The sequence below is a fragment of the Stenotrophomonas capsici genome, from assembly GCF_034961085.1.
Classification (GTDB): Bacteria; Pseudomonadota; Gammaproteobacteria; order Xanthomonadales; family Xanthomonadaceae; genus Stenotrophomonas; species Stenotrophomonas capsici.
Map to the genome: position 1 here is coordinate 33330 of NZ_JAYFUH010000249.1, position 15050 is coordinate 48379.

The window sequence follows — 15050 nt, forward strand, 5'->3', positions numbered from 1 at the left end:
GAGCTTCGTTACCCTGGGCCTGGCCGGTGAGTTCGGCCCGCAGGGCGTGGCGGTCAACGCACTGTGGCCGCGCACCATCATCGCGACCGACGCGATCAACATGATTCCCGGCGTGGACCCGGCCGGCTGCCGCCGCCCGGAGATCCTGGCCGATGCCGCGCACGCGGTGCTGACCCGCCCGGCGGCCGGCTTGAGCGGGAAGTTCCTGATCGACGATGAAGTGCTGGCCGAGGCCGGTGTCACCGACCTGTCCGGCTATGCGGTGGACCCGTCCAGGCCGCTGTTGCCGGACCTGTTCCTCGACTGAGCAACCCCGCAGGCGCGGCCTCGGCCGTGAAGCACGGTAGGTGCTCAGGGCTCCAGCGGCTCGGGCAGCTCATGCCCGCAGCGGTTGCAGTAGTGGGCCTTGGCCTCGTGGCCCTCATGGCCGCAGACCACGCAGCCGCGGGTGTCCTGGCGACGCTCGCGCAGCATGGTGCCGGCCAGTTCGGCGGTGTAGATGCCGGTCGGCACGGCCAGGATGCTGTAACCGACCAGGATCAACGCCGAGGTGATGAAGCGGCCGAGCGTGGTGTGCGGGACGATGTCGCCGAAACCCACCGTCGCCATCGTCACCACCGCCCAGTACATGCTGGTCGGGATGTTGCTGAAGCCGTAGGCCGGCCCCTCGATCACGTACATCAGGGCGCCGGCGATGATAGCGATGGTGACCACCATCGACAGGAACAGCAGGATCTTGCGCCGGCTGCGCCACAACGCCAGCATCAGCACGCCGCTTTCCTCGATGTAGCGGGTCAGCTTGAGGATGCGGAACACCCGCAGCAGGCGCAGCACGCGCACCACCAGCAGGCTCTGCGCGCCGGGCACGAAGAAGGAGATGTACGAGGGCAGGATCGCCAGCAGGTCGATGATCCCCCAGATGCTGAACGCATAGCGCAGCGGCCGCCGCACCACCAGCAGACGCAGCACGTATTCGGCGGTGAACAGCAGGGTGAACCCCCACTCGACCACGTAGAACCAGCTGGCCCAGGCCACGTGGATGCGTTGCACGCTGTCGACCATCACCACCAGCACGCTGGCCAGGATGGCCCAGACCAGCAGCAGGTCGAACCGGCGCGAAGGCGGGGTGTCGGTGCGGTGGATGATGTCGAACCAGCGGCGGCGCCAGCCGGACTCGCTGGCGGGGTTCAGTTGGGGGGCAGAAAACAGGCGCATCCGTACATTGTGCCGCAGCCCGTGGAATGGGGGACAATGCGGCTTTCACACCCACCCCTCCGGAACGCCATGACTGCCGCCGCTGAACCGCTGTTGTCCCTGTCCAACTACTACCTTCCGGTCTACCGTCCGCGCCAGCTGGTGCTGGAGCGTGGCCAGGGCGCGCGGGTCTGGGATACGCAGGGGCGGGAGTTCATCGACCTGGCGGCCGGCATCGCGGTGTGCAGCCTGGGCCACAACGACGCCGACCTGAAGGCGGCCCTGTTCGCGCAGGCCGACAAGCTCTGGCACACCAGCAACATGTTCTACAGCGAGCCGCCGCTGCACCTGGCGCAGGAGCTGGTGGAGGCCTCGCGTTTCGCCAAGCGCGTGTTCCTGTGCAACTCCGGCGCCGAGGCCAACGAAGTGGCGATCAAGCTGGTGCGCAAGTGGGCCACCGCGCAGGGCCGTGCGCCGGACAAGCGCTTCATCGTCACTTTCCGTGGCAGCTTCCATGGCCGCACCCTGGCCACGGTGACCGCCACCGCCCAGCCCAAGTACCAGGAAGGCTATGAGCCGCTGCCCGGCGGCTTCCGCTACGTGGACTTCAACGACGTGGCCGCGCTGGAAGCGGCGATGGCCGGCGGCGACGTGGCCGCGGTGATGTTCGAGCCGGTGCAGGGCGAAGGCGGCGTGATGCCGGCCAGCGCCGAGTTCATGCGCCGCGCCCGCGAGCTGTGCGACCAGCACGACGCACTGCTGGTGCTGGACGAGATCCAGGTCGGCATGGGCCGCACCGGTGAACTGTTCGCGCATTGGAACTGGGGCGTCACCCCTGACATCGTCACCCTGGCCAAGGCGTTGGGCTGTGGCTTCCCGGTCGGCGCGATGCTGGCCGGCCCGAAGGTGGCCGAGGTGATGGGTGTGGGCGCGCACGGCAGCACCTTCGGCGGCAACCCGCTGGCTGCGGCGGTCGCCCGTGTGGCGCTGCGCAAGCTGTCCTCCGACGAGATCAAGGCCAACGTGGTGCGCCAGTCGGCCGCGCTGAAGGCCGGGCTGGAGGCCATCGGCGAAGAATTCGGCGTGTTCGAGCAGGTGCGCGGCATGGGCCTGATGATCGGTGCGGTGCTCAAGCCCGAGTACGTGGCCGACATCGGCGCGCTGCTGGACCTTGCCGCCGAGAAGCAGGTGCTGATCCTGCAGGCCGGCACCAGCGTGCTGCGCTTCGTGCCGGCGTTGAACATCACCGACGAGGAAGTCGCCGAAGGCCTCAAGCGCGTGCGTGAGGCGATTGCGGCCTACGTTGCTTCGCGCGGCTGAACACGGCCGGCGTTGATCCTGGATGCCCCGGGCAAGCCGCGGCATCCATGCCACCGGGAGAAGCGGCCTCGGCCGCGAAGCTGGTAGCCCCCTCCGGTAGCGGAGTTCTCCTGCCGGTGGAGCATCGCCGGCTTCGCGCCTGAAGGTGCTCTTGCGTCGTGGGATCAGTCCAGCAGGTGATGCCGCCGCAACAGCCGCCGCAACGACTGCGCGTGATAGGCGGTATCGGCCAGCAGGCCTGCCGCACGCGCGCCCTGCACGTTGCGGAACAGGTGATCCACGAACAACGTGCGCGACGGCGGGCAGCCGAGCATCTCGCAGGCGGCTTGATAGGCGGCGGGATCAGGCTTGCGCATACCTAGCTGGGCGCTGCCCAGCACCCGGATGTCCGGCAGCAGTTGCGCGATGAGCGGCAACGTCAGCGCGCCATTGTTGGTCAGGACCGCAACGCGCACGTGGCCTGGAATGCGACCGAGCAGGGCAATGCAGTCACGCCGCGGCGTGCTCGCCGCTCGGCGTGCGGCCAGCCAGTCCTTGGCCTGCAGCGTGCTGCCCAGTGCATCGTTCAGCGCCTCCAGCAATGCCCCGCCGGCCAATGCACCGCGGGCATGGGCAAGTTCCAACGATTGTCCGCGCAGCACGGCATCCAGTTGCGGTGATTCGACGCCCGCGGCGGTTGCCAGCACCTGCAGGAACCGACGGTGGTCGTAGTCGGCCAGCAGGCCATCGAAGTCGAGCAGCAGTGCATGGGGAGCAGGCATCAAGGCAGGGGCAGGCAGGATGGAGGGGAAGTATCGACGCGCGCGCTGGTTCCTGCATCCCTGCGACATCCCGTCGCAGGTGCCATCCGCGCAGCTTGCCTAGAATCACCGCAACCCACGTATTCACGGAGTTGTGCTTGAAGCGTTATTCCCTGCTGTTGGCCCTTGCGGTCCTGTTGCCCGCCGCACCCGCCATGGCCCGCACCTGTGCGGTGACCATCGAGGGCAATGACCGCATGCAGTTCTCGTTGCCGGAAATCCGTGTTGCCGCCGATTGCACCCAGGTCGACCTGATCCTGCGCCACACCGGCAAGCTGGGCGCCACGGCGATGGGCCACAACTGGGTGCTGACCCGTACGCCGGACTTCCAGCCGGTGGCCACGGCCGGCATGCGCGCGACGTTGGCCGACAGCTACCTGCCGAAGAACGATGCGCGGGTGATCGCGTTCACGCCGGTGATCGGTGGTGGTCAGACCACCCGGGTGCGCTTTGCGACCAGCAAATTGACGCGCGGTGGCGACTACACCTTCTTCTGCTCGTTCCCGGGGCATTGGGGACTGATGAAGGGCAAGCTCGTTTTCGGCTGAGCGGGCTGAGGTAGCAGCACACGTGGAGCGGCCCTCATCCGCCCTGCGGGCACCTTCTCCCGCGTGCGGGAGAAGGGCTTGGTCTATCGCGAACTGAAATCGTGCAGCATCCCTGGCGCTCACGCTGACCCCATCCCTTCTCCCGTCTACGGGAGAAGGTGCCCGAAGGGCGGATGAGGGAGGGCTTTCGTTTCTCTATCTACAGATCGTGCCGCAGGATCAGCCCGCCGCCACCACCTTGAACGCCTCGCGCGCTGCAACCAGCGTGGCTTCGATCACCGCATCATCGTGCGCGCTGGACAGGAAGCCGGCTTCGTACGCCGACGGTGCCAGGAACACACCACGCTCCAGCATCGCGTGGAAGAAGCGGTTGAACGCCGGGATATCGCAGGCAGTGGCCTGCGCATACGTTTCCACCTTCTCATCGGTGAAGAACAGACCGAACATCGCGCCGACGCGATTGGTGGTGACCGAAACACCGGCATCGCGCGCAGCCGCTTCCAGCCCATCGCACAGCTTGGCGGTGGCCGCAGTGAGACGGTCATGGAATCCGGGTTCCTGGATCAGCTGCAGCATCGCCAGCCCGGCGGCCATCGCCACCGGATTGCCGCTGAGCGTGCCGGCCTGGTAGATCGGGCCGGCCGGTGCGATCTGCGACAACAATTCGCGACGTCCGCCATACGCGCCCACCGGCATGCCGCCGCCGATGATCTTGCCGAAGGTGGTCAGGTCCGGGGTGATGCCGTAATGCGCCTGCGCACCGCCCAGAGCGACACGGAAGCCGGTCATCACTTCGTCGAAGATCAGCAGCGCGCCGTGCTGCGTACACAGTGCGCGCAGGTGCTGCAGGTAGCCATCGCGCGGCGGGATGCAGTTGGCGTTGCCGACCACCGGTTCGATGATCAGGCCGGCGATGTCGTTGCCCTGTTGCTCGAACAATGCGGTGGCGGCCTCGAAATCGTTGTAGGGCAGGGTGAGGGTGAGTTCGCTCAAGCCGGCCGGCACGCCCGGTGAGGTCGGCACGCCCAAGGTCAGCATGCCGCTGCCGGCCTTGACCAGGAACGAATCGCCATGGCCGTGGTAGCAGCCCTCGAACTTCACGATCTTGTTGCGGCCGGTGGCGCCACGCGCCAGTCGAATGGCCGACAAGGTGGCTTCGGTGCCGGAGTTGACCATGCGCACCATCTCGCACGACGGCACCAGCGCGGTGATGGTCTCGGCCATGGTCACTTCGGCCGCACACGGCGCGCCGAACGACAGCCCGTTGTCGATCGCCTTCTTCACCGCCTGGCGCACGGCCGGATGGTTGTGGCCGACGATCATCGGGCCCCACGAGCCGACGTAGTCGATGTAGCGGTTGCCATCGACGTCATGCAGGTAGGCGCCGTCGGCACGCTCCACGAAGAATGGCTCACCGCCGACCGACTTGAACGCGCGCACCGGTGAATTGACACCACCTGGCAGCAGCGTCTGGGCGCGCGCGAACAGGGCGTGGGATTGGGCGTGGTTCATGGGTAACTCCTCTGTAAGGTTGCAACAGCGTTGAAGCGCGCGGATTCAAAGCCCCTCTCCCGCTTGCGGGAGAGGGGTTGGGGTGAGGGGGGCTTCCAGCGAACAAACGCAAAAAACTCCCCTCATCCGCCCCTTCGGGGCACCTTCTCCCGCCGACGGGAGAAGGGAAAAGCCGTGCCTTTCAGCTGTCAGGTGAATTCAATCAGTGTGGAAACAGCGCCGGTACGCCTGCAACGCAGCCACCGGATCATCCTCGGCGAACACGCCGCTGATGATCGCGAGCAGGTCCGCACCGGCTTCGACAACGGGCCCTGCATTGTCCGGGGTCAGCCCACCGATCGCCACCCGCGGCACGCCCAGTGCGGCGCTTTGTCGCAGCAGGTCGGTGCTGGCGCGGCGGGAGGTGGTCTTGCTGCGGCTGGGGAAGAACGCGCCGAAGGCGACGTAGCTGGCCCCGGCCTGCACGGCACGTTCGGCCAGGGCCAGTTCGTCGTAGCAGGAGGCGCCGATGATGGCCTGCGGCCCGAGCAGGGCGCGGGCCGCGGCGATGTCGCCATCGTCCTCGCCCAGGTGCACGCCGGCGGCACCGACCTGCTGCGCCAGCGCCGCATCGTCGTTGATGATCAGCGGCACCCCGGCCGCGCTGCATAGCGCCTGCAATGCCGTGGCCTGGGCCAGTCGGGTCGGGGCATCCACCGCCTTGTTGCGGTACTGCAGCCAGGTGGTGCCGGCCAGCAGTGGCTGCACGCGCGCGATCAGGCGCGCGCTGTCGGTTTCGTCGGGGGTGATCAGGTACACGCCGCGGGCGGCGGGAGAAGCTGGGGACATGATGGCTACCGGTACGGCGGCGGGAGTGTGACAATCAACGCCGTTTCTCATTGCAGTGATTATCCCCGATGTCAGATGCCACGGCCTCCACCTTCCGCAACTGGATGTGCGTCGTCTGCGGTTTCATCTACCGCGAGGCCGATGGGCTGCCGGAAGAGGGCATCGCCCCGGGCACGCGCTGGGAGGACGTGCCCGATACCTGGACCTGCCCGGACTGCGGCGTGACCAAGGACGACTTCGAGATGGTCGAGCTGGACTGAGCCCCGGCAGGAGCGACCTTGGCCGCGGAGCCGGCGGTGGCTCCGGTGACGGCAGGCGCGGGCCTGCGGGTGGGCAGGTAACCTTCTCGGGAGGGTTGGCGTTGCTTGCAGCTCCGGGCGGTACCGGCTTCGCGGCCGAGGCCGCTCCTGCGGGATCAATGCAGTTTGGGGCGCTCGCCGCCCAGCTCGACCAGACGGTCGCGGATGCTGGCCGCGTCACTGGCCTCCGGTTCCATCTTCAGGTAGCGCGCCAGGTCGGCGCGGGCGCCGGCCAGGTGTTCCAGCTGCAAGTAGGCCAGGCCACGGTCGCGTACCGCATCGGCCTGTTCGGGGGCCAGCTTGAGGACGCGGTCGGCACTGCGCGCGGCGCGGTCCCATTCCCCGCGCTCGGCGTACACGCCATACAGGTTGCGCAGCATGCGCATCAGGATCGCGCGGTGCGGGGCCGGGTCCAGGATCTGCGCCAGCACGCTGTCGTCCGGTGCCTGCCCGCCCAGGTTGGTGCGCGCCCGCTCGCGCAGTTCATCCACGCCGAGCGGGCGACCGCCGTTGAACGGGTCCATGATCAGCACGCCGTCATCCACCGGCAGCCGCACCAGGAAATGGCCGGGGAAGGAAATGCCTTCCAGCGGCAGGCCCAGCCGGCGCGCGACCTCGATCTGCACCATCGCCAAGGAGATCGGGTTGCCCAGGCGCCGCTCGAACACCTCGTTGAGGTAGCTGTTGCGCGGGTCGTAGTACTCGTCGTTGTTGCCGCTGTAGCCCACCTCGTTGAACAGGTGGTGGTTGATGGCGGCGATCTTCAGCGGCCACTCGCGGGTGGCGTCCACCTCCACGCGCAGGTGGTCGGCATGGGCCTGCAGCAGGCGCTCGTAGGCGGCCGGATCCAGTTCGGGATACTCGTCGCGGGCAATCAGCAGCGCGGTCGGCAGCAGTGGCAGGGCGTCGTCGGCCAAGGTGGCCAGCTCGTCCCAGTGCGGAAGGGTGATGCGTGTATCAGACATGCCCCAAGACTGCGGGCAAAGCCCGGCCGGTTCAAGGCCGGGCGCCGGGACGGTTCAATCCGCCTTGGGGATGCCCGGGCCAAAGGTCAGCTCGGCGCCATCCTCCAGCTTCAACCGGGCAGCCTGGCCTGCATTCAGCTCCAGCACGTAGCGGGCCGGCTTGAAGCTGGGGTAGGGCGGGCACATGTCACCGGCCGAGCACGGCGGCACGTCGCGCTGCTGGCTGACCAGGCGGCGCTGGCTGTCGAAGTACAGGATGTCCAGCGGGATGCGGGTGTTCTTCATCCAGTACGCCTGCGGTTCCTCGAGGTCATGGATGAACAGCATGCCGCTGCCGGTATCCATCTGGTCGCGGAACATCAGGCCGCGGGCGCGGGTTTCATCGTTCTGGGCCAGTTCCACCTGGTAACGGGTACCGGCCAGTTCCACCCAATGCTTGCCATCGGCGCTGGCGCAGCCGGCGAGGGTCAGCAGGGAGAGCAGCAACAGGGAGCGCAGTAGGGACATGGAAGGCTCTGTCGGGAAGGAGTGGGTGGCGGTGCGGGGCGAGGGACGGCCGTGGCCTGTCCCCGGGCCCCGCATCAGGTCAAAGCACCTGCGGCGGTTCGCCGCCGACGATCACCACGTCGGCCGGGCGGCGCGCGAACAGGCCCACGGTGACCACGCCGGGGATCTGGTTGAGCTGCTGTTCCAGCTTGACCGGATCGGTGATGGACAGGTTGTGGATGTCCAGGATCAGGTTGCCGTTGTCGGTGACCACACCGTCGCGCCACACCGGCTGGCCGCCGGTCAGGGCCATGATCTCGCGGGCGACCAGGCTGCGTGCCATCGGGATCACTTCCACCGGCAGCGGGAACTTGCCCAGCACCTTGACCTGCTTGCTCGGGTCGACGATGCAGACGAACTGCTTGCTGGCCTCGGCGATGATCTTCTCGCGGGTCAGCGCGGCGCCGCCGCCCTTGATCAGGTTCTTGTTGCCGTCGCACTCGTCGGCGCCGTCCACGTACAGCGACAGGCCGCCGGTGTGGTTCAGGTCCAGCACCTCGATGCCGTGGCCCTTGAGCAGGGCGGTGCTCTGGTCCGAACTGGATACCGCGCCTTCGATCTGGTCCTTGATGCGGGCCAGTGCCTCGATGAAGTAGGCGACGGTCGAGCCGGTGCCGACACCGACGATCATTCCCTTCTGGACGTACTCGATGGCTTTTTCGGCGGCCAGGCGCTTGGCTTCGGACATGGTGGGACTCGATGGAGTTGGAGGAATGCGTGGAACAGGTAGGAGCGGGCTTGCCCGCGAAGCCAGTGTCGCCAACGCTTGCATGCATACCCGCAGCGGGAACAGCGCATGCTTCGCGGCCGAGGCCGCTCCTACGGGGTCAGCTTGATTTCTTTTCCAGCGACAGCAGGCGCTTCCACTGCGCGGCGGTGACCGGGAACACCGACAGCCGGTTGCCCTTGGCGGTCAGCGGGAAGCCTTCGCCCAGTTCGTCGGCATGCAGCTTGATCTCGTCCAGCGCGATCACCTGCGCCAGCTTGCGCTCGAAGGCCACGTCCACCAGCATCCAGCGCGGCTCCTCGCGCGTGCTCTTGGGGTCGTGGTAATCGGATTTGGGGTCGAACTGGGTGTCGTCCGGGTAGGCCTCGCTGGCCACCGTGGCCAGGCCGACGATGCCCGGCACCTTGGTATTGGAGTGGTAGAACAGGATGCCGTCGCCGACCTTCATCCCATCGCGCATGAAATTGCGCGCCTGGTAGTTGCGCACGCCATTCCACGGTTCGGTGCCCACGCGCTGCAGGTCATCGATGGAAAAGGCGTCCGGTTCGGACTTCATCAGCCAGTAGCGCTTGCGGGCGGTCATGCGTTCAACGGTTCCGGGTAGAGAGTGGCCTGCTCGGTACAGATCGCATCGACCGCCACGTCCCAGTCCTCGACCGGCAGCGACGGCACCTGCTGGGCGGAAAAACCAACCCCGACCAACCACGGCGGCGCGGCCTGGCGCTGCCGGAATGCGAAGCTGCGATCATACCAGCCGCCCCCCATCCCCAGCCGCCGTCCGTGCGGATCAAAGCCCACCAGCGGCGCAACGACCAGCGCCATTTCCTCCGGTTGCAGCGCCGTGGAAGGGTCCACGGCGGGCTCGGGAATGCCATAGCGGTTGCTGACCAGTGGCTGCCCGGGCCGCCACGGCGCGAAGCGCAGCCGTTTGCCGTGCAGTACCGGCAGGCAGTAGGTCTGCTGCGGTGGCAACTGCATCTGCCAGCGGTGCAGCGCGATTTCCCCATCCATCGCCCAGTAGCCGGCGACATGGCCGCTGGCGTGGGCAAAGGGCAGGGCAAGCAGGTGCGCGGCCAGGGCTTCGGCGGCGGCGATGCGGTCGGCGGCGGGAATATCACGGCGGCGCTGGCGCAGCTGTTGGCGCAGCCGTTGGCGAGGATCGTCAGTCATCGACACAGGGTATCGGAATCCGGCTGCAAAGCCCCTCTCCCGCAGGCGGGAGAGGGCACGGGCGCAGTCTCGTGCAGCCTGTTCTCACCGGGCTTTTCCCGCACCCTCATCCGCCCTCCGGGCACCTTCTCCCGGTGGCAGAAGGACAAAAAAGAACGGCGCCCATTGGGCGCCGTTCTGGAATATTGCATTCTCCGCGGTGACGATGCGTGCGAAACGACCTTGAACCCGGGGTTCAAGTGGGAGCGTTGGGGGGCCATCGGGCTTCCCGCTACAAGGCGGACTTGCACACCCGGCTCCGTCGCGCCCCCGTGGTCGTCATTAAGGGACAAGGCGAATGTTTGCACACGCCGTCGTTCACAGCAGAGAACGCGGGGCCAGTATAGCGGGGTTGCGTGCGCGGGGGCAGTCTTTTTGCCCGTCCGGCGAGTTCATCTGGCTTAGCCGCTCAGACTGTTCAACGGGCATTGTCGATGGCGATGTCCAGGCGCCGGTTCAGATCGTTCAGCGCGCTTTGGAAACGCTGCTGCTGGGCGGCCTGCTCGTCGCGCACCTGCTGCAGTTCATGGGCCAGGTTGAGCGCGGCCAGCACCGCCACGCGGTCGACCGCCGCCATGCGGTTGCTGCCGCGGATCTCGCGCATCTTCTGGTCAAGCATGCGCGCGGCGGCGGCAAGGCTGTCGCGTTCGTCCGGCTCCACGCCGACGGTGTATTCACGGTCAAGGAGGCGGACGCTGACCGGCTCGTTCTGGCTCACGTGTGCTGCTCCAGCGACTTGAGGCGGGTGATCATGGCTTCCACCCGCGAGCGGGCCTGTTCGTTCTTGGTCAGCAACTGCGAGCGCTCGGCGATCAGCTGCTCCTGCTGCTGGCGCAGGCTGCGGTTCTCGTCGGCCAGCCGCTGGTTGCGCTCGAGCAGCAGCTCGAGGCGGGCGGCGAGGGCGACCAGTTGGCCGGCGGGATCGAAGGCATCCATGGTCGGCACGATAGGCATGCAGGCAGGGGCCGGTCAAGGAGGGCAACACCGCGTGGTTGCTACACTGTGCAGCCGCTGCCGCGCACGGCGTGGTGGCGATCCTTTTCCCGCTTTACAGACCCGTGACATGACCGATCTTCCTGTCGTCAACGACATCCTCCAGGCCAGCCAGTCGCTGGGCCTGGGTGCTTCCCCGGCCGAACTCCACGGCGCGCTGGCCGGCTGGCTTGCCGCCGGCGGTGACGACCTGCCGGACTGGCCGGCCAAGGTGCTGGCCGACGACAACCTGCCGGCACCGGAGCCGGGCAGCGTGCTGGACCGGTTGCGACAGGCCACCGTGGCGCAGCTGGAAGACCGCGACTTCGCCTTCGAGCTGGTCCTGGCCGACGCCTCGGCCCCGCTGCAGGTGCGCACCGATGCCCTGTTCGAATGGTGCCGCGCGTTCTTGGGCGGTTTTGGCCTGGCCTCGGGCAAGCGCCCGGCGCTGAGCGAGGAAGGTGAAGAGGCCCTGCAGGACCTGGCACGCCTGGCGCAGTCCTCCAGTGACCAGTTCGACAGCGCCGACGAGGACGAGGACGCGCTGGCCGAGATCGAGGAGTTCGTGCGCGTGGCGGCGCTGCTGCTGCACGGCGACTGCGTGATGGGCTCGCGGCACCGCCAGCGCCTGAACTGAGGAGCGGCATGAAGCGCCTGTCCGGGATCACCCCCGCCGAATACGCCCGCCGCCGTCGCCAGCTGATGGAAGCGGCCGGCGATGACGCCATCCTGGTGCTGCCCGCCGCCCCCGAGCGCGTGCGCAGCCACGATACGTTCTATCCGTACCGGCAGGATTCGGACTTCTGGTACCTGAGCGGGTTCCAGGAGCCGGAGGCGGTGCTGGTGCTGATCCCGGGGCGTCGCCACGGCGAGAGCATCCTGTTCTGCCGCGAGCGCGACCCGGACCGCGAAGCGTGGGACGGCCCGCGTGCCGGCCAGGACGGCGCGGTATCGCGCTACGGGATGGACGACGCCTATCCCATCGAGGACCTGGACGAAATCCTGCCGGGCCTGCTGGAAGGCCGCTCGCGGGTGTACTACCACTTTGGCCGCGACGCGGACTTCGACCTGAAGCTGATCGGCTGGGTGAACCGGGTGCGCTCGCAGGTGCGGCACGGCGCGCAGCCGCCGCACGAATTCCTGGAACTGGGCCACCTGCTGCACGAGCAACGCCTGTACAAGTCCGATGACGAGATCGCGCTGATGCAGACCGCGGCGGACATCAGCGTGCGGGCCCACCGTGCCGCGATGCGCGTCGCCCGCCCGGGCATCCACGAGTACGAGCTGCAGGCCGAGCTGGAACGCGAGTTCCGCGCCAGTGATGCCTGGCCGGCGTACAACAGCATCGTCGGTGCCGGTGCCAACGGCTGCGTGCTGCACTACCGCGACAACAACGGCGGCAGCCGCGAGGGCGACCTGGTGCTGATCGACGCCGGCGCCGAGTTCCGCGGTTACGCCAGCGACATCACCCGCACGTTCCCGGTCAACGGCCGCTTCAGCACGGAGCAGCGCCTGCTGCACGAGCTGGTGCTGTCCGCGCAGGCGGCGGCGCTGGAGCAGGCGCGGCCGGGCATCGCCTACGAGGAAGGCCACCTGGCCGCGGTGGAGGTGCTGACCGAGGGGCTGCTGCGGCTGGGGCTGCTCAAGGGCGACCTGGAAGAGAACATCATCGAGCGCCATTACCAGCGCTTCTACCGGCACAAGACCGGGCACTGGCTGGGGCTGGACGTGCACGACGTGGGCGACTACCGGGTGGCCGGCGAGTCGCGCCTGCTGGAACCGGGCATGGTGTTCACGATCGAGCCGGGCCTGTACATCTCGCCGGACGATCGCGACGTGGAGCCGCGCTGGCGCGGCATCGGCATCCGCATCGAGGACGATGTGCTGATCACCGCAGCGGGGCACCACGTGCTGACCGGCGCGCTGGAGCGCAGCGCCGAGGAGATCGAAGCGTTCATGGCACGACGTTGAGGCCGCGCCAGGGCCATGGGGAGCCTGGCCCTGCGAAGTTGCGGAAGCCGTCGCTGCCGCCTGCGTGGCCGAACGCTTAGACTCCCCGGTTCGATCCACGGGGGACAACCGATGAGTGCCACCACACACCTGCGCCGGCTGCGGGCCGCGGCATTGATCCTTGCACTTTCCGGGCCAGCCGTTGCGGCACCGCCGGTGGCCGATGCCGCCGTCGATGTGCTGGACATGCATGGCACGCCGGCCAGTGAAACCGATCGCGGCTTCAACATCTTCTTCGATGCCGGCGCCTGGCATGGTTACAGCCTGCCGCTTGCCCGCGACGCCGGCAGTGGTTTCTCCGGGCCCTTCGTGCACAGCATCGGTGCCGGGCGCTGGGCGGGACGGCGGCTCGCGCAGGTGACGCTGGCCCCGCCGGGAGGCGGCGCGGTGATCGCGCTGCGCGAAGTCGGCAGCCATGCCGGGCCGGGCTACCTGCAGCGCCATTTTCATGGACAGGGTCTGCAACTACGGCAGACCCTGTTCTTCGCCGATGCGCAGCGCGCGCTGGTGCGCATCGAGCTGGAATCGTCGACCTCGCGCGCGCTGGACGTGGCGGTGGAGAACGAAGCGATGCTGGCGCCGGGGGATCGGCTCGTGCTGCATTCCGGTGCGGTGACGCAGACGTTCGCCGGCAGCGCCGAGACCGTGCTGACCCGCCTGCACCAGGACGTGGTGCAGCTGCTGCCACGGCAGGCGCGCAACCGGGTCGTGTTCGCGTCGAGCCAGCCGGTGCAGCTGGAGGCGGCGAAGCCACTGGTGCTGGTGCTGGAACAGCAGTTGTCGGCAGGGCCGGGACCGGCCATCGAGGTCGACGCCGATGCCGCCTGGTCACGCAACCGCGCGCGCTGGAACGGCTACCTGCAGGCGATCAAGCCCAGCCACGTGCCGGGCGTGCCGGATGCGACCGCGCGGCGCATCGCGCTGAAGGCCGTGCAGACCCTGATCGGCAACTGGCGCGCGGCGCGCGGCGACCTGCGCCACGACGGGGTGATTCCCTCCTACTCGGCCGATTACTTCAACGGCTTCTGGGCATGGGATTCGTGGAAGCACGCGGTCGCGCTGGCCCATTTCGCGCCGGACCTGGCGCGCGACCAGATGCGCGCGATGTTCGACTACCAGGCCGCCAACGGCATGGTCGCCGACAGCGTCTACCTCGATGCGAAGGAGAACAACTGGCGCAACACCAAGCCGCCGCTGGCTGCCTGGGCGACGCTGGAAATCCACCGTGCCACCGGCGATGCCGGTTTCGTCGCCGAGATGTACGACAAGCTGGTGCGCTATCACCATTGGTGGTTCGCCGAGCGCGACCACGACCACAACGGCCTGGCTGAATTCGGTGCCACCGACGGCACCCGCCTGGCCGCCGCGTGGGAAAGCGGCATGGACAACGCGGTGCGCTTCGATGACGCGAAGATGCTGCGCAATGGCGAGAACGCCTGGTCGCTTGACCAGGAGTCGGTCGACCTCAACGCCTATCTCTACCGCGAGAAGCTGGACCTGGCGGCATTGGCCGGCGTGCTGGGCAAGCTGGACGAACGCGATGCCTGGCTGCGTGATGCCGAGGCGATGAAGCAGCACATCGGTGCGCGCTTCCACGATGCCGAGGCGGGCTGGTTCTTCGATGCGCGACTGGGCAGTGGTGCGCATATCCGGGTGTTCGGCTCGGAGGGCTGGACGCCGTTGTGGGCGGGGCTGGCCAGTGATGCACAGGCGCGTGGGGTGATCGCTACGATGCTGGATCCGAAGCGTTTCGCCACGCCGATGCCGCTGCCCACGCTGGCGGCCGATGATCCGCGCTTCTCGCCGATCAAGGGCTACTGGCGCGGGCCGCTGTGGCTGGACCAGGCGCGATTCGGGGTCGAAGCCCTGCGCCGTCATGGCCACGTGCGCGAGGCCGACCAGCTGACCGCACGCCTGCTGTTGAATGCCGAGGGGCTGGATGCGCAGGCGCCGATGTACGAAAACTACGACCCGACCACCGGCAAGGGCTATCAGGCGCGCAACTTCAGCTGGTCGGCGGCAAGTTACCTGTGGCTGCTGGGCGTGGGACGCGAGTGAGGGTTGGCGGCGGGCCTGCCTGGCGCGCCCCGTTCTCGAACGTGCGGGCAGACGTCGGCGCC

18 protein-coding genes and 1 other RNA gene are annotated in these 15050 nt (G+C 67.9%); 7 read left to right on the forward strand and 12 right to left on the reverse strand.

Features of this window, described 5'->3' with window-relative positions; translation table 11 throughout:
• Positions 1 to 307: Rossmann-fold NAD(P)-binding domain-containing protein (locus VA603_RS13410; protein ID WP_486679298.1), on the forward strand; the 307-nt coding region annotated here is incomplete at its 5' end.
• 44 nt (positions 308 to 351) lie between these two features.
• Here the strand turns inward: VA603_RS13410 and VA603_RS13415 are convergent.
• Positions 352 to 1215 carry an ion transporter gene (locus tag VA603_RS13415; RefSeq protein WP_192287544.1) on the reverse strand — a complete coding sequence of 288 codons (864 nt, stop codon included), beginning with the start codon at positions 1213 to 1215 and terminating at the stop codon, positions 352 to 354.
• A gap of 69 nt (positions 1216 to 1284) precedes the next feature.
• Here VA603_RS13415 and VA603_RS13420 point away from each other — a divergent pair, with 69 nt between their 5' ends.
• Positions 1285 to 2514 carry an acetylornithine transaminase gene (locus tag VA603_RS13420; protein WP_132865492.1) on the forward strand — a complete coding sequence of 410 codons (1230 nt, stop codon included), beginning with the start codon at positions 1285 to 1287 and terminating at the stop codon, positions 2512 to 2514.
• Positions 2515 to 2678: 164 nt separating this feature from the next.
• Here VA603_RS13420 and VA603_RS13425 read toward each other — a convergent pair whose 3' ends face one another.
• Complete coding sequence (locus VA603_RS13425; protein WP_323439152.1) at positions 2679 to 3275, reverse strand: HAD-IA family hydrolase; 597 nt, start codon at positions 3273 to 3275, stop codon at positions 2679 to 2681.
• Between the two features lie 194 nt (positions 3276 to 3469).
• Between VA603_RS13425 and azu the strand changes: the two genes are divergently transcribed.
• Positions 3470 to 3862, forward strand: coding sequence for an azurin (azu, locus tag VA603_RS13430; protein ID WP_425603736.1), 393 nt, complete (start codon positions 3470 to 3472; stop codon positions 3860 to 3862).
• 219 nt (positions 3863 to 4081) lie between these two features.
• Here azu and hemL read toward each other — a convergent pair whose 3' ends face one another.
• Positions 4082 to 5374 (reverse strand): glutamate-1-semialdehyde 2,1-aminomutase, encoded by a 1293-nt coding sequence (gene hemL / locus VA603_RS13435; protein ID WP_323439154.1) that lies wholly within the window; start codon positions 5372 to 5374, stop codon positions 4082 to 4084.
• A 198-nt stretch (positions 5375 to 5572) separates the two neighbouring features.
• Positions 5573 to 6202, reverse strand: coding sequence for a thiamine phosphate synthase (thiE, locus tag VA603_RS13440; protein WP_323439155.1), 630 nt, complete (start codon positions 6200 to 6202; stop codon positions 5573 to 5575).
• Between the two features lie 68 nt (positions 6203 to 6270).
• On the opposite strand from thiE, the gene VA603_RS13445 reads away from it, so the two are divergent.
• Positions 6271 to 6462, forward strand: a complete 192-nt coding sequence (locus VA603_RS13445; protein WP_132865487.1) for a rubredoxin — start codon at positions 6271 to 6273, stop codon at positions 6460 to 6462.
• A 155-nt stretch (positions 6463 to 6617) separates the two neighbouring features.
• Here VA603_RS13445 and VA603_RS13450 read toward each other — a convergent pair whose 3' ends face one another.
• The 8 genes from VA603_RS13450 to VA603_RS13485 form a co-directional block, all read right to left on the reverse strand.
• Positions 6618 to 7466 carry a SirB1 family protein gene (locus VA603_RS13450; protein ID WP_192287537.1) on the reverse strand — a complete coding sequence of 283 codons (849 nt, stop codon included), beginning with the start codon at positions 7464 to 7466 and terminating at the stop codon, positions 6618 to 6620.
• A 54-nt stretch (positions 7467 to 7520) separates the two neighbouring features.
• Positions 7521 to 7973, reverse strand: coding sequence for a DUF192 domain-containing protein (locus VA603_RS13455; protein ID WP_323439156.1), 453 nt, complete (start codon positions 7971 to 7973; stop codon positions 7521 to 7523).
• Positions 7974 to 8052: 79 nt separating this feature from the next.
• Positions 8053 to 8700, reverse strand: a complete 648-nt coding sequence (gene rpiA, locus VA603_RS13460) for a ribose-5-phosphate isomerase RpiA (protein WP_132865484.1) — start codon at positions 8698 to 8700, stop codon at positions 8053 to 8055.
• 139 nt (positions 8701 to 8839) lie between these two features.
• On the reverse strand, positions 8840 to 9322 hold the full coding sequence (locus VA603_RS13465; protein WP_132865483.1) for an EVE domain-containing protein: 483 nt from the start codon (positions 9320 to 9322) through the stop codon (positions 8840 to 8842).
• Positions 9319 to 9909, reverse strand: coding sequence for a 5-formyltetrahydrofolate cyclo-ligase (locus VA603_RS13470; RefSeq protein WP_323439157.1), 591 nt, complete (start codon positions 9907 to 9909; stop codon positions 9319 to 9321). The genes VA603_RS13465 and VA603_RS13470 overlap by 4 nt, the downstream gene beginning before the upstream one ends.
• Before the next feature lie 187 nt (positions 9910 to 10096).
• Positions 10097 to 10281: non-coding RNA, 6S RNA (gene ssrS / locus VA603_RS13475), on the reverse strand.
• 85 nt (positions 10282 to 10366) lie between these two features.
• On the reverse strand, positions 10367 to 10666 hold the full coding sequence (locus VA603_RS13480; protein WP_132865481.1) for a cell division protein ZapA: 300 nt from the start codon (positions 10664 to 10666) through the stop codon (positions 10367 to 10369).
• Positions 10663 to 10884 (reverse strand): TIGR02449 family protein, encoded by a 222-nt coding sequence (locus tag VA603_RS13485; protein WP_132866209.1) that lies wholly within the window; start codon positions 10882 to 10884, stop codon positions 10663 to 10665. Before VA603_RS13485 ends, VA603_RS13480 begins: the two co-directional genes overlap by 4 nt.
• Positions 10885 to 11011: 127 nt before the next feature.
• On the opposite strand from VA603_RS13485, the gene VA603_RS13490 reads away from it, so the two are divergent.
• The 3 genes from VA603_RS13490 to VA603_RS13500 all read left to right on the forward strand — a co-directional run bounded on the left by VA603_RS13490 (position 11012) and on the right by VA603_RS13500 (position 14988).
• Positions 11012 to 11557, forward strand: a complete 546-nt coding sequence (locus VA603_RS13490) for a YecA/YgfB family protein (RefSeq protein ID WP_323439158.1) — start codon at positions 11012 to 11014, stop codon at positions 11555 to 11557.
• A gap of 8 nt (positions 11558 to 11565) precedes the next feature.
• Entirely contained in the window at positions 11566 to 12891 is a 1326-nt protein-coding gene (pepP, locus tag VA603_RS13495) for a Xaa-Pro aminopeptidase (protein ID WP_132865479.1), read from the forward strand.
• A gap of 111 nt (positions 12892 to 13002) precedes the next feature.
• Complete coding sequence (locus VA603_RS13500) at positions 13003 to 14988, forward strand: MGH1-like glycoside hydrolase domain-containing protein (protein WP_323439159.1); 1986 nt, start codon at positions 13003 to 13005, stop codon at positions 14986 to 14988.
• Positions 14989 to 15050 lie beyond the last annotated feature (62 nt).

Excerpts from the sequence above, each read along its gene's own strand:
- VA603_RS13415 (WP_192287544.1), bottom strand. The coding sequence starts at position 1,215 with ATGCGCCTGTTTTCTGCCCCCCAACTGAACCCCGCCAGCGAGTCCGGC.
- VA603_RS13420 (WP_132865492.1), top strand. The coding sequence starts at position 1,285 with ATGACTGCCGCCGCTGAACCGCTGTTGTCCCTGTCCAACTACTACCTT.
- VA603_RS13425 (WP_323439152.1), bottom strand. The coding sequence starts at position 3,275 with ATGCCTGCTCCCCATGCACTGCTGCTCGACTTCGATGGCCTGCTGGCC.
- azu (WP_425603736.1), top strand. The coding sequence starts at position 3,470 with ATGGCCCGCACCTGTGCGGTGACCATCGAGGGCAATGACCGCATGCAG.
- hemL (WP_323439154.1), bottom strand. The coding sequence starts at position 5,374 with ATGAACCACGCCCAATCCCACGCCCTGTTCGCGCGCGCCCAGACGCTG.
- thiE (WP_323439155.1), bottom strand. The coding sequence starts at position 6,202 with ATGTCCCCAGCTTCTCCCGCCGCCCGCGGCGTGTACCTGATCACCCCC.
- VA603_RS13445 (WP_132865487.1), top strand. The coding sequence starts at position 6,271 with ATGTCAGATGCCACGGCCTCCACCTTCCGCAACTGGATGTGCGTCGTC.
- VA603_RS13450 (WP_192287537.1), bottom strand. The coding sequence starts at position 7,466 with ATGTCTGATACACGCATCACCCTTCCGCACTGGGACGAGCTGGCCACC.
- VA603_RS13455 (WP_323439156.1), bottom strand. The coding sequence starts at position 7,973 with ATGTCCCTACTGCGCTCCCTGTTGCTGCTCTCCCTGCTGACCCTCGCC.
- rpiA (WP_132865484.1), bottom strand. The coding sequence starts at position 8,700 with ATGTCCGAAGCCAAGCGCCTGGCCGCCGAAAAAGCCATCGAGTACGTC.
- VA603_RS13465 (WP_132865483.1), bottom strand. The coding sequence starts at position 9,322 with ATGACCGCCCGCAAGCGCTACTGGCTGATGAAGTCCGAACCGGACGCC.
- VA603_RS13470 (WP_323439157.1), bottom strand. The coding sequence starts at position 9,909 with ATGACTGACGATCCTCGCCAACGGCTGCGCCAACAGCTGCGCCAGCGC.
- VA603_RS13485 (WP_132866209.1), bottom strand. The coding sequence starts at position 10,884 with ATGGATGCCTTCGATCCCGCCGGCCAACTGGTCGCCCTCGCCGCCCGC.
- VA603_RS13490 (WP_323439158.1), top strand. The coding sequence starts at position 11,012 with ATGACCGATCTTCCTGTCGTCAACGACATCCTCCAGGCCAGCCAGTCG.
- pepP (WP_132865479.1), top strand. The coding sequence starts at position 11,566 with ATGAAGCGCCTGTCCGGGATCACCCCCGCCGAATACGCCCGCCGCCGT.
- VA603_RS13500 (WP_323439159.1), top strand. The coding sequence starts at position 13,003 with ATGAGTGCCACCACACACCTGCGCCGGCTGCGGGCCGCGGCATTGATC.